General features: G+C 70.7%; 11 protein-coding genes and 1 tRNA gene. 4 read left to right on the top strand and 8 right to left on the bottom strand.

Annotated elements, in window-relative coordinates; all coding sequences use genetic code 11:
* The first annotated feature begins 383 nt into the window (after positions 1-383).
* Positions 384-626: a hypothetical protein gene (locus tag ACYQPG_RS25180; protein ID WP_419830523.1), complete on the top strand. Its 243-nt coding sequence runs from the start codon at positions 384-386 to the stop codon at positions 624-626.
* A gap of 29 nt (positions 627-655) precedes the next feature.
* Here the strand turns inward: ACYQPG_RS25180 and ACYQPG_RS25185 are convergent, their stop codons facing one another.
* Together ACYQPG_RS25185 and ACYQPG_RS25190 are read right to left on the bottom strand one after the other, a co-directional pair.
* Positions 656-2872, bottom strand: a complete 2217-nt coding sequence (locus tag ACYQPG_RS25185) for a sensor histidine kinase (RefSeq protein WP_147906664.1) — start codon at positions 2870-2872, stop codon at positions 656-658.
* Positions 2873-2927: 55 nt separating this feature from the next.
* Complete coding sequence (locus ACYQPG_RS25190) at positions 2928-3269, bottom strand: Rdx family protein (RefSeq protein ID WP_246692404.1); 342 nt, start codon at positions 3267-3269, stop codon at positions 2928-2930.
* 170 nt (positions 3270-3439) lie between these two features.
* Between ACYQPG_RS25190 and ACYQPG_RS25195 the strand changes: the two genes are divergently transcribed.
* Positions 3440-3514: transfer RNA gene (locus ACYQPG_RS25195), tRNA-Val, on the top strand.
* 173 nt (positions 3515-3687) lie between these two features.
* Positions 3688-5220 carry an acyl-CoA carboxylase subunit beta gene (locus tag ACYQPG_RS25200; protein WP_147910619.1) on the top strand — a complete coding sequence of 511 codons (1533 nt, stop codon included), beginning with the start codon at positions 3688-3690 and terminating at the stop codon, positions 5218-5220.
* 104 nt (positions 5221-5324) lie between these two features.
* On the opposite strand, the gene ACYQPG_RS25205 is transcribed toward ACYQPG_RS25200, so the two are convergent.
* Both ACYQPG_RS25205 and ACYQPG_RS25210 read right to left on the bottom strand, forming a co-directional pair.
* On the bottom strand, positions 5325-5786 hold the full coding sequence (locus ACYQPG_RS25205; RefSeq protein WP_461231968.1) for an ABC transporter ATPase: 462 nt from the start codon (positions 5784-5786) through the stop codon (positions 5325-5327).
* A 48-nt stretch (positions 5787-5834) separates the two neighbouring features.
* Positions 5835-6749 carry a metallophosphoesterase gene (locus tag ACYQPG_RS25210; RefSeq protein ID WP_147941627.1) on the bottom strand — a complete coding sequence of 305 codons (915 nt, stop codon included), beginning with the start codon at positions 6747-6749 and terminating at the stop codon, positions 5835-5837.
* Between the two features lie 213 nt (positions 6750-6962).
* Between ACYQPG_RS25210 and hemC the strand changes: the two genes are divergently transcribed.
* Positions 6963-7886: a hydroxymethylbilane synthase gene (gene hemC / locus ACYQPG_RS25215; protein ID WP_419830525.1), complete on the top strand. Its 924-nt coding sequence runs from the start codon at positions 6963-6965 to the stop codon at positions 7884-7886.
* A 61-nt stretch (positions 7887-7947) separates the two neighbouring features.
* On the opposite strand, the gene ACYQPG_RS25220 is transcribed toward hemC, so the two are convergent.
* The 4 genes from ACYQPG_RS25220 to ACYQPG_RS25235 form a co-directional block, all read right to left on the bottom strand.
* Positions 7948-8082, bottom strand: a complete 135-nt coding sequence (locus tag ACYQPG_RS25220) for a hypothetical protein (protein ID WP_281407127.1) — start codon at positions 8080-8082, stop codon at positions 7948-7950.
* A 9-nt stretch (positions 8083-8091) separates the two neighbouring features.
* Entirely contained in the window at positions 8092-9162 is a 1071-nt protein-coding gene (locus ACYQPG_RS25225) for a phytoene/squalene synthase family protein (RefSeq protein ID WP_461231969.1), read from the bottom strand.
* Positions 9143-10666 carry a phytoene desaturase gene (locus ACYQPG_RS25230; protein WP_147941624.1) on the bottom strand — a complete coding sequence of 508 codons (1524 nt, stop codon included), beginning with the start codon at positions 10664-10666 and terminating at the stop codon, positions 9143-9145. The genes ACYQPG_RS25225 and ACYQPG_RS25230 overlap by 20 nt, the downstream gene beginning before the upstream one ends.
* A gap of 76 nt (positions 10667-10742) precedes the next feature.
* Positions 10743-12395, bottom strand: a complete 1653-nt coding sequence (locus tag ACYQPG_RS25235; RefSeq protein ID WP_419830527.1) for a hypothetical protein — start codon at positions 12393-12395, stop codon at positions 10743-10745.
* Positions 12396-12409 lie beyond the last annotated feature (14 nt).

Consider the following 12409-nt stretch of genomic DNA (forward strand, 5'->3'; position numbering starts at 1 on the left):
CCGAAAATGTACCGGAATCTGGGACCTCTCGAGGACCGGTCGTCGCGCTGCGCCATGCCGAAATAAGCTGATGGGCCCGATGAAGCGCAGGCATACAGGAAGGTGACTCTTCCAACCTGTCGTTTGTAAGAATGGCTTGACCGGTCGAGTCCCACCGGTCGATCTCGCGAAACAATACTGAGGATCGAACCGCCATCGGGTCGCTGGTTGAGCAAGTTTGCCAAAAATTGCTCAGCATGTGTTCAGTACGAAACAATCTTAGATGAGACCAATTCGCCGAGCATAATCTCGGCAGATGCTCTCATCTTCGTCGCTTCGCGGCAGGAATGCTTCGTTATCACCAGAAGTGCGACGTGAACCATTGATATTCGGAAGGACCATCCATGCGAACCGTCGCCTGTATCGCTGCCCTGGTCGATTCAACGGCTTTTCCAGCCCTGGCCCAGGACTTCCACAGGCAGCGCGAGCTCAACATCCTGAAGGACATCGAGTCGAGCCAGCGGAAGCAGCTTGAGCTTGCCCGCGCGCAGGCCCGGCGGGACAAGGACCGCGCTCGGCGCGAAGAGAATGTGTACGTCAACGCGCAGCGGGACGCGCGGAGCGCCCGCCGGTTCGACCGGCACTGATCGACCGGCCGGTCCATCCCGATACCGCCCTACCCCGCCAACGGCAGCGGCGCGATCCGGGCCGGCGCCGCGGCGCTCTTGCGCTCCAGCAGCCCGGGCGGTGGGACCGGCGCGTCGATCGTGCAGATCACGCCGGTCTCCTCGTAGGTCAAAGCCACCTCGCCGGCCAGCTCGCGGGCTAGGCTGCGCTCGATCAGGCGGGAGCCGAAGCCGGTGCGCGTCGGCTTCTTCACCGGCGGGCCGCCGCGCTCGGCCCAGCGCAGGTACAGGCGAATCTCCGCTTCGCGCCGCACCGTCCAGGAGATCTCGACCGTGCCCCCCTCGACCGAGAGGGCGCCGTACTTGACCGCGTTGGTGCCGAGTTCGTGCAGCGCCATGGCGATCGATAGCGCGAGCCGCGGCGGCAGGCGCAGGGCTGGGCCGATCACGGCGAAGCGCGACGCGTGTCCGTCCCCGGATTCGAGCGGCCGGATCGCGTCCGCCACGACGGCCGACATCTCCGCGCCCTCCCAGCTCTCGCGGGTGAGCACGTCGTGGACCCGGGCGAGCGCCAGAAGCCGCGCCTCGAATGCCGCCCGGGCGGCGTCGGCCTCCGGGCCTTCCAGCCCGCGCAGGGATTGGCCGGCGATGGACTGGACGGTGGCCAGGGTATTCTTCACCCGGTGGTTCAGCTCGTGGATCAGGAGCAGCAGGTGCTCCTCGGCGAACTTCGCGTCGGTGATGTCGATGTTGCAGCCGGTGTAGCCGAGGAAGTTCTGGTCGTCGTCGAGGCGCGGCACGCCCTCGCACCGGAGCCAACGCACGGCCCCGCCCCGGTCGATGACCCGCACCTCGGTGCGGAACGGCGCGCGGGCCTCGAAGGCCTCTGCGAACGCCGCGCGGAAATGCTCGAGGTCGTCCGCGTAGACGATCCGCTCCCAGCCCTCGTTGGTGAGCTCGGCCGCCGGGATCCCGAACATGTGCTCGAAATGCAGGTTGGCGAAGCTGACCCCGCCGGATTCGTCGGTCATCCAGATCAGCGCCGGTGCTGAATCGGCCATGTGGCGGAACCGCGCCTCGCTCTCGCTCAGCGCGGTGAGGCCGCGGCGGGTATCGGCCAGCGCCCGGTCGCGCTCCGCCTCGCGGGTGCGCAGGCGCAGGGACGCGTCCGACAGCACTGCCCCGAGCCGCTGGATCTCGTGGACCGGCGACGGCACCCGGGGGATCGCCTCGCCCCGCGAGAGCGCCGGGCCCGAGGCCGCCAGCAGCCGCAGCGGTCGCGACACCCGGGACCAGAGGTTGACCGCCAGGACCGACGACGTGGCGAGCACCAGGAGGCCGAACCCCGCGAACGCCCAGATCCACCGGCGCACCCGGGCGTCGACGAGCGCCTGCGGGATGCTGGTGGCGACCATCCAGCCGGTCAGGCGCGAGCGCGCCTCGATCACCACAACGGGCTTATGCTGGCGGTCCTGGCCCTCCCACACCCCCGGCGTCGCAGTCTGGACCTGGCGCAGGCTCGCGAGCCGGGGCTTGCCGACCACCGCATCCGGGTCCGGCAACCGGGCCAGGACCGTCCCGGCCCGGTCCGAGATACCGGTGGTCCAGCCAGGTACGACCTCGCGGGACAGAATGCCCTGGAGGCGCGACAGCGGCACCGTGAAGCTCAGGAGGTAGGCGACCTCGCCCTCGACCATGACGGGCACGCCGACCGCGTAGGTGGCCTCGTTCGGGGTCGGGCCCGGGACGTAGCCGCTGACCATGGCGCGCTGGGCGCCCTGCGCCAGTTCCGGATCGAACGGGAGCGGCATCATCGGCATCGGCGCGCCCCGCGGCACGCCGGTGTTCACGACCTCCTGGCCGTTCGGGCGGCGCAGCAGAACGTCGAGGTCGATCGACTCGCGCACCAGGCGCGCCTGCGCGTCGAACGCCTCGAAGTCGCCCTGCCGGATCCGCGGCGAGGTCGCCAGCGTCTGGAGCACCGAGACGAGGCCGGCGGTGTCGCGGTCGAGCGACAGGCCGATGCCGCGCACGTTCTCGCGTGCGTCCTGCTCGAACCGCGCCCGCTCGGCCGAGGCGTAGCGCATCAGCAGGATGCTGGTGAACAGCAGCCCGGGGCCGATCAGCGCCACAACCAGTGCGATCAGGTAGACCTGCGTGGAGAACCCGTTGCGCCCGAACCGGTGCATCCGGCGCGACAGCCACGACCGGCGCGCGGGAAGGACCGCCGGGAGGTTCGCGCCCTCGGCGTCCTGTTCCGGGCTCAAGCGGCGCCCGTCCCCGGCACGCGGTGCCCCGCGGGCTCCTCGCCGTTCCCTCGCTTCATGACCGGTCGATATGGCCGAGATCGCGCCCCGGGTCGAGGTGGTCGCGCACCCGTTGCTTGAGGGCTTTGACGTCCGGAAACCCGCCGTCGCGGACCCGCTCCCATAGGAGGATCCCGGCGATCTCGATCCGGAACGCACCGCCCGTGGCGGGCACGAGGGCGACCTCGCCGAGATCGTCGCGGAATGTCGAGAGCAGCTCCTGCGCCATCCAGGCGGAGCGCAGCAGCCAGTTGCACTGCGTGCAATAGGTGATCGCGACGCGCGGCCCGGCCGGGCGCAGGCCGTCCTCCCTGGTCACGTCGCTGTCGGACGGATCGCCCGCTTGCTTCTCGTGCATGCGGCCACAGCGCATTGCGGCGCCGTCCTTGTCAACCTCACCCACCGGAACGGCGCGCGCGGCGCTTGACGTTTCGGGTCGGCGCGCCCTAGAAGGCCCGGCATCCGGTCGCGGCCTGCTTCAGGCGCGTACGACCGCGGTGGTTCCGCCCCCGGGCGGCACACCGGCACGGACGGTTAGCACAGCGGTAGTGCGTTCCCTTCACACGGGAAAGGTCGCAGGTTCGATCCCTGCACCGTCCACCATTCTTCCCTCCCCCGCTGCCCACCCTCCCCCCGAAGGTCCGACGCGCCGGACGCGGGCGTCGGTTTGCCACCTGAAACGCCCGTGCTAAGGCCGCTGGATCGGTGAACGCACAAGCTTCGACCCGGCCTCAACCGGGCAAGGCGGCACGAGCAGGGTAAGGGCGGGAACAGCCATGAAGGACATCCTCGACAAGCTCGCTGAGCGGCGGGCCCAGGCGCGTCTGGGCGGCGGCGAGAAGCGCGTCGAGGCCCAGCACAACCGCGGCAAGCTCACGGCGCGCGAGCGGATCGAACTCCTCCTCGACCACGGGTCGTTCGAGGAGTTCGACATGTTCGTGCAGCACCGCTCCACCGATTTCGGCATGGAGAAGCAGAAGGTGCCCGGCGACGGCGTGGTCACCGGCTGGGGCACGATCAACGGCCGCACGGTCTTCCTGTTCTCGAAGGACTTCACGGTGTTCGGCGGCTCCCTGTCGGAGGCGCACGCGCAGAAGATCGTGAAGGTGCAGGACATGGCGCTGAAGATGCGCGCCCCGATCATCGGCATCTTCGATGCCGGCGGCGCCCGCATCCAGGAGGGCGTCGCGGCGCTCGGCGGCTACGGCGAGGTGTTCCGCCGGAACGTCATGGCCTCGGGCGTGATCCCGCAGATCTCGGTGATCATGGGCCCGTGCGCGGGCGGCGACGTCTACTCGCCGGCCATGACCGACTTCATCTTCATGGTCCGCGACACGAGCTACATGTTCGTGACCGGCCCCGACGTGGTGAAGACCGTCACCAACGAGGTCGTGACCGCGGAGGAACTCGGCGGCGCCAAGGTCCACACCAGCAAGTCCTCCATCGCGGACGGCGCCTTCGAGAACGACGTCGAGGCGATCCTGCAGATCCGCCGCCTGCTCGACTTCCTGCCGGCCAACAACATCGAGGGTGTGCCGGAACTCGAGAGCTTCGACGACGTCGACCGGCTCGACATGTCGCTCGACACCCTGATCCCCGACAACCCGAACAAGCCCTACGACATGGGCGAGCTGATCCGCCGGGTCGTCGACGAGGGCGACTTCTTCGAGATCCAGGCGGCCTACGCCCGCAACATCATGACCGGGTTCGGCCGGATTGAGGGCCGCACCGTCGGGTTCGTCGCCAACCAGCCGATGGTGCTGGCCGGGGTTCTGGATTCGGATGCGTCCCGCAAGGCCGCGCGGTTCGTGCGCTTCTGCGACGCCTTCGCGATCCCGATCGTCACCTTCGTGGACGTGCCGGGCTTCCTGCCGGGCACCGCGCAGGAATATGGCGGGCTGATCAAGCACGGCGCCAAGCTGCTGTTCGCCTATTCCCAGGCGACGGTGCCGCTGGTGACGATCATCACCCGCAAGGCCTTCGGCGGCGCCTACGACGTAATGGCCTCCAAGCACGTCGGCGCCGACCTGAACTATGCCTGGCCCACCGCGCAGATCGCCGTGATGGGCGCCAAGGGCGCGGTGGAAATCATCTTCCGCAGCGAGCTCGGCGACCCGGACAAGATCGCCGCCCGCACCGGCGAGTACGAGGACCGCTTCCTGTCGCCGTTCGTGGCGGCCGAGCGCGGCTACATCGACGAGGTGATCATGCCCCACTCGACCCGCAAGCGGATCGCCCGGGCGCTGGGAATGCTCCGCACCAAGGAGATGGAGCAGCCCTGGAAGAAGCACGACAACATCCCGCTCTGAGGCGGAGAAGCGGGTCGGCGGCTCCGGTCGCCGACCTGACGTCCTGCAGGCCGACACCTTACCGGATGCGGCTGATCCAGCCGATGTGGAAGACGTGTCGCGCCTCAACTCCGGTCGCTGTGCTCGATCACCGCGCACAGCGTCAGCGGACCCTTGTCGGGCGAGACCATGGCCGAGCAGGTGATCCGGGCGCCGCCCAGGTCGACGTTGCTGTGGCGCAGGCGGACGGACGCGGCCTGGGCCTTGTGCGCCGCCTCACTGATGGTCGCGGCATCGATGCCGGTCACGGCGTGGCCGGCCCGTCCGAAGGTCTCGAAATACACCTCCGGGGGACTGGCCCCGCGATACTGCGCGCCGACCGAGGACAGGTCCGGGCTGCCGCAGGCGAGCGACAGGGTCATGTCGGGGCCGTCCGCGAAGCTGGCGTAGTCGCTGCGCCGCTCCGTCACCTTCGCGGCGGTCGCCGCCGTCACCTTGTCGATCAGGGTGTCGCAGGATTGGGCCCGAGCCGTGCCGGAGCCGGCTGCGAGGATCGTGAGGGCGAGGACGGGAAGGAGCGTGCGCATGGCCGATAGCTAGCGCAGCGCGAACACGAAAGACGCGTGGCGCGGCGTTCAGGCGCGGGGTGGCTCGGCGGCGCCGCCAAGTTCGAGAAGAACGATCTCCGGCGGCACGCCGAAGCGCACCGGGATCCGGCTCATGCCGAAGCCGCCGGACACGATCAGGTGGCGCCCGTCCTGGATGACGTGGCCATAGGCGTAATCGTGGCCCCGGACCCGCCGGATCGCCGGGGAATGGCCGAACAGCCGGACCTGGCCGCCGTGGGTGTGGCCGGAGAGCGTCAGCGAGACCCGGTCGGGGACGGCGGCGAAGATGTTGGGCTCGTGGGCCATGAGGATCACCGGCGCGTCGTCGGTGATCGTCCCGAGGGTGGCGGGCAGGTCGTCGAGTCCCTCGTCCTGGCTGTTGTAGAACGGCTGCTGGTCGGCGAGGCCGGCGAGCCAGAACGGACGCCCGTCCTTCACCAGCCGCAGCGTCTCGTTCTCCATCACCGGGATGCCGCGGGCCTCCAGCAGATGCTTCACCGCGGGCGAGCCGCGGCGGGAGCGCTGGACGGCGTGGTCGTCCCACCAATCGTGGTTGCCCAGGATGGCGTGGGTCCCGAGGGGCGCCTTCAACCCCTCGACCATCCGGGCGAACTGCGCCAGCGGCAGCTTGCGCCACGCGATCTTGCCGGCCGGGTAGTCGCCGAGCATCAGCACGAGGTCGGGCTTCAGGGCATTGGTGGCATCGATGATCTCCGCCACCCGATCGAACGGCATGTACGGCTCGCAGATGTGGAAATCCGCCAGCACCGCCACGCGCAGCTGCAGGGCGGGGTCCCAGCGCGGCAGGACCGGCGCGTAGGTCGTCACCACCAGCCGGTGCAGCGGCTCGACGTCGAAGGCGTAGACGCCCGTCCCGGCGAGCAGGCCGGCGCCAGCGCCAAGCCCGGTCAGGAACTGCCGGCGGCTCGGCACGATCAGCATGGAGATGTCCGTCGGTGTGGAAGGGTCCGGCACCCGCGCCGGACCGGGAGCGCGTCTAGGCGTCCAGTCCGGCGAAACCGGGGCGGTATCGCGCCGGGCGGACCCTCGCACGAAGCCGGTTCAGCAAGTCTAAAACCTGTCCCGGAGCAATGGCCTGCGGCCGTAGGCAGGCTATAAGATCTGGCATACGCCCCAAGAAACGTCCGGATCCCAATGTTGAACCGTCCCCTGCGCATCGGCACCCGCGGCAGCCCGATGGCGCTCGCACAGACCGGGATGGTGCGCGACAAGATCGTGGCGGCCAATCCCGGGCTGGAGACCGAACTCGTGGTGGTCACCACGGTGGCCGACAAGATCCTGGATCGCCCGCTCTCCGAGATCGGCGGCAAGGGGTTGTTCACCAAGGAACTCGAGCAGGCCCTGTTCGCCGATGAGGTCGATGTCGCGGTCCACTCCATGAAGGACGTGGAGACCTGGCTGCCGGACGGGCTGGTGATCGCCTGCATTCTAGAGCGCGACGACCCGCGCGACGCGTTCCTGTCACCGCATGCGGACGGGCTCGCGGGCCTTCCGCACGGCGCACGGGTCGGCACCTCGTCGCTGCGGCGGGGCGCGCAGGTGCTGATGCACCGGCCGGACCTGAAGGTCGTGCCGCTGCGCGGCAACGCCAACACCCGGATGCGCAAGCTGGAATCCGGCGAATGCGACGCGACGCTGCTGGCGCTCGCCGGGCTGCAGCGCCTCGGCCTTCAGGACATGGCGCGCAGCGTCCTCTCGGTCGAGGAGATGCTGCCCGCGGTGGCGCAGGGCGCCCTCGGGATCGAGTGCCGGGCCGACGACGCGGCGGTTCGCGCCCTGCTGGCGCCGATCGCCTGCGCCCGCACCACCACCGTGATCGCGGCCGAGCGGGCGCTGCTCGCCGAACTCGACGGCTCATGCCGGACGCCGATCGCCGCACTGGCGCAGATCGAAGGCGATACCCTCACGCTCGACGGTCTGCTGTTCCTGCCCGACGGCAGCCGGCACTGGTCGGTCTCCCGGCAGGGCCCGGCTTCGGAGGCCGAGCGGATCGGCCGCGAGGCCGGCGCCGTGCTGAAGGAGGCCGCCGGGGACACCTACACGCACCACCTGCAATAGGGTGGGAACGTCCGCGAGGAGGTGCAGAGGCGCCGGATAGGCCAAGCGATCAGGAGCACGATTACTCCCGCTCGTCACCCCGCTCGCGATCCCTGCGGATGCTGCGGCGGACGGCGATGAGCTGCCAGAGGCCGATCCCGAAGGCGAGCGCGAAGACCAGCCCGATATCGAAGGCCGCGAACAGGCCGTCGCTCATCGGCACGCCTCACGACGGCGCGGAGCGGCCGAAGGCCTCGCGCTCGCGCATCCGCTCGATCAGTTCGAGCACGTGCGCGACCCGGCCGCCGACATCCCACCAGGGCCGCAGCACGGAGTGCCTGCGATCCGGCATCGGGGGCTGATTCAGCACGGCGTCGATCAGGAACGCCACCTGCGGCAATGGTGGCGCCGCGAGGCTGGGTGTCGCCGGACCGGAGCGCAGGGCGCGGGCGATCAGGGCGAGCTTGCGGGGCGTCCCGACCCGGGCCCGGGTGCGGACGGAATCGTAGCCTTGCAGCGCCACGACCCGGCCGATCTCGGCATAGATCAGGGCAGCGGAGCGGATCGCGGGGCGGCAGGGGGATGGCAGCGCCGCGATGCCGGCCCCGGCTCGCCGGTACAGGCCATCGGCCTCGGTGAGCAACCGGGCCACGATGCCGGCGAGCGCCGGGCTGGGCTGCGGATCGGCCAGGAAGGCGTCCGGGTCGAGCCCCGCCTCGTTCATCCAGTCGAGCGGCAGGTAGAGCCGGCCCATCCGGGCATCCTCGCCGACATCGCGGGCGATGTTGGTGAGTTGCATGGCGGCGCCGAGATCGCAGGCGCGGGCGAGCGCGTCGGGGGAGCGCGCGCCCATGATCAGCGCCATCATGGCCCCGACCGAGCCCGCGACCCGGGCCGCGTAGGCATGGAGCGCCGCGTTGTCGGCGTAGCGCCGGCCCTCGGCGTCCCAGGCGAAGCCCTCGATCAGCGCGTAGGGCAGCGCCTCGGGGATCGCGTAGGCGCCGACGATCTCCGAAAACGCCCGGTCGGCGGGCGCGTCGGCGGGGTTGCCGGCGTAGGCCCGTGCGACCCGGTCGCCGAGGCGCACCACGGCGTCGCGGCGAGCGGACGGGTCGGCGGCCTCGTCGACGAGGTCGTCCGACAGCCGGCAGAAGGCGTAGAGCCCGTAGGCCGCCTCGCGGACCTCGCCGGGCAGCAGCCGGCCGGCCGCGAAGAAGCTCTTCGAGCCGGCGCGGATCGCCTGCCGACAGGCTGTGCGGTCGGCGGCCGCGGCGAATTCAGGCGGAAACGCGGGCATCCGGGACCACAAGATCGAGGATTCGGGCAGAGGAGAGCACGCCGGGCAGGCCGGCGCCCGGATGGGTACCGGCGCCGACCAGGTAGAGGTTGCGCACGTCGCTCGACCGGTTGTGCGGGCGGAACCACGCGGATTGCGTCAGCACCGGCTCAAGGCCGAAGCCGGATCCCCGGTAGCTCTGGAAGTCGTCCTGGAATTCCAGGGGCGTCGTCACCTTCGAGGTGACGATGGCCTCAGAAAGGCCCGGCATCACGCTGGATTCGAGCATCTCGGCGATCCGCCGCCGGTACGGCTCGGCCAACGCGCGCCAATCCTGACCGCCGGCCAGGTTCGGCACCGGGGCCAGCACGTAGAAGGCGTCGCAGCCGGGCGGCGCGAGGCTCGGATCCGTGGCGGTGGGCCGATGCAGGTAGAGGCTCGCATCGTCGGCCAGCACCTTGCGGTCGAAGATGTCGGAGAGCAGCCCGCGATAGCGCGGACCGAGCAGGATCGTGTGGTGGGCGACGTCGGGATAGCGACGCTTGGTGCCGAAATACCAGACGAACAGGCCCATGGAGGAACGCGCCCGCTGCAGCCGCCCGGGGCTCCAGCGCCGGGGCTTCGGCAGCAGCCGCGCATGCGTCACCGCCGAATCGGCGTTCGAGACCACGAGGTCGGCCGCGATCGTCTCGCCGCCCGCAAGCTCGACCCCGGTGGCGGTCCCGTTCTCCACGCGGATGCGGGCGACGTCGACGCCGAGCCGGACCCGCCCGTTCTGGCCGCGAATCAACCGTACCAGCCCATCGACCAGCTTGCCGGTGCCGCCCATGGCAAAGTGCACGCCCCAGCGCCGCTCGAGGTCGGCGATCAGGCAGTAGATCGCGCTGGCCCGGAACGGATTGCCGCCGATCAGCAGCGGGTGGAAGCTGAACACGGTGCGCAGCCGCTCGTCGCGGACGAAGCGCGCCACCACGTCGTGGACCGAGCGGTGGCCCGACAGGCGCAGAAGGTCCGGGGCGATCTTGAGCATCGACCCGATGCTGCCGAACGGGACGTGCCCGAGCTGCTCGAAGCCGATGCGGCAGACCGAGCGGCTGTGCGCCATGAAGCGTTCGTAGCCGGCGACGTCGTCCGGGGCGAAGCGCGCCACCTCGGCCCGCATTCGCTCGGGATCGCCGCTGTATTCGAAGGTTTCACCGTCGGCGAAGCGGATCCGGTAGAACGGGTCGATCGGCACCAGGGCGACATCGTCGGAGAGGCGCCGGCCGGCGAGCTGCCACAGCTCCTCGAACAGCTGCGGCGCGGTGACGATGGTCGGCCCGGCATCGAAGGTGAAGCCGTCCTGCCGGTGGACCCGGGCGCGGCCGCCCGGCTGCTCCAGGCGTTCCAGCACGGTGACCCGGTAGCCCCGCGCGCCGAGCCGGACGGCCGCGGCGAGACCGCCGAAGCCTGAGCCGACGACGACCGCGTGCGGTCGCCGATCCGTCTCGTGCCGCCCCGACTGCTCGACCGCGAGTGTCAACATAACTTGACACTATGCCGGGGAATTTCCCGGGCGCAAGGCCGAAACGTCGTTCCGGCCCCGCGGCGTCGTATCGCCGTCAGAACTCGCCGGCCAGACCGGCGCGGACACCGACGTTGCTCTCGCCCGCGTAGGCGACGCCGGCCGTGACCGCGATCGGCACGCAGCAGGTCGGCAGCCGGTGCGCCACGGCGACGCCGCCGGCCCATTCGCCGCGATAGGTCGCGCCGTTGGTGGCCCAGGTGGTCTTGCCGGGAGCCGAGGGCATGGGTGCGGTCGCCATCGCGATCGCCATGGCCACGCCCTGCCGCGACTCCTTGCGGGTCTGGACCGCGTAGCGCTGCATCGTGTCGGTCTTGGCCTCCAAGTTGTTGACCTGGGACTGAACCGAATCGATCCGGTTGCCCAGCCCGGCGATGGTCGAGGGGCCGTAGGCCGAGGCCGCGAGGTTGCCGCTGGCGTCCGTGGTCACGAAGGCCGTCGCCCCGCTCTGCGCCGCCGCACTCGCCTGCGAGGCGACGCCCGCCAGGGTGTAGGTGTTGGCCGCGTTGCCGATCGCCACCTGGTTGGCCTGGGTGGTCTTGACGTTGGCCCCGATGGCGATGGTGTTCGCCTGGTTGGCGGCCGCGCCGTTGCCCAACGCGACGCTGTTGTTGCCCGCAGCCGAGGCCGCCGCGCCGATCGCGGTGGATCCCGTGCCGGTCGCGCCGGCGACGAAGCCGAGCGCCGTGCTGCCCGCTCCGGACGCCGCGGATGCGGTGCCGACCGCCGTGCCGCCCAACCCCTGTGCGCTCGCCGCGTAGCCGACGGCGACGCTGCCGGTGTTGACTGCGGATGCCCCGGTTCCGACCGCGGTCGACGCCGTCCCGGCCGCGCTCGATCCGAAGCCCACCGCGATGGCATCGCCGCCCACGGCGACGGGGGCCGCGAGGGCGCTGGTGTTGTTGGCCGCGATCCCCGTGGCGCTCGACAGCTGCGAGAGCCGCAGGTCGGCGATGAAGGTCTGGCCCTGGGACTGCGTAACGTTGCCGGTCACGATGTAGATGCCCTGTCCGCTGCCGCCGCCGCCACCGCCAGCGGTCCCGCCCGCGCCACCGGCCCCCCCGGCGCCGCCCGCACCCCCAGCACCGCCTGCTCCGCCGGTACCGCCACCGGTCCCGCCACCGCCGGTACCGCCGCCGCCGGTACCGCCGCCGCCGGCGATTCCGCCGACGGTGCCGAGGTACAGTCCGGTCCCGAGCAGGCCCTGACCGGGGCCGGTGGTCCCGACCAGCAGGCCGGTCCCGAGGACGCCGCCGCTGGTGCTGCCGACATTCAGGCCCGTGCCGAGGACGCCGGTTCCGGGGTTGGTTGTGCCGACGGTCACGCCGGTCCCGAGAACACCGCCGCCGGTGCTGCCGACATTCAGGCCCGTGCCGAGGACGCCGGTGCCCGGATTGGTGGTGCCGACGGTCACGCCGGTCCCGAGAACACCGCCGCCGGCGGTGCCGACATTCAGGCCGGTGCCGAGGATGCCGGTGCCGGGATTCGTGGTGCCGACCGTTATTCCGGTTCCCAGGATACCGCCTCCGGTTGTATCAAGGGTCCCACGGAGAAGTTGCGCCTGCGCCGGGGCGACGACCGGGAGGGCGAGCAGGGTGCCGGCTAGAAGGGGGGCGATGCGCCCGGACGTCCGGCGCAGGGCGGCATTCGATGTCCGCGGCCCAGCCGGGACGTCGGTCGAGTTACGCATCTCAGACTCCATTG

This window comes from Methylobacterium sp. CM6246 (assembly GCF_054818005.1).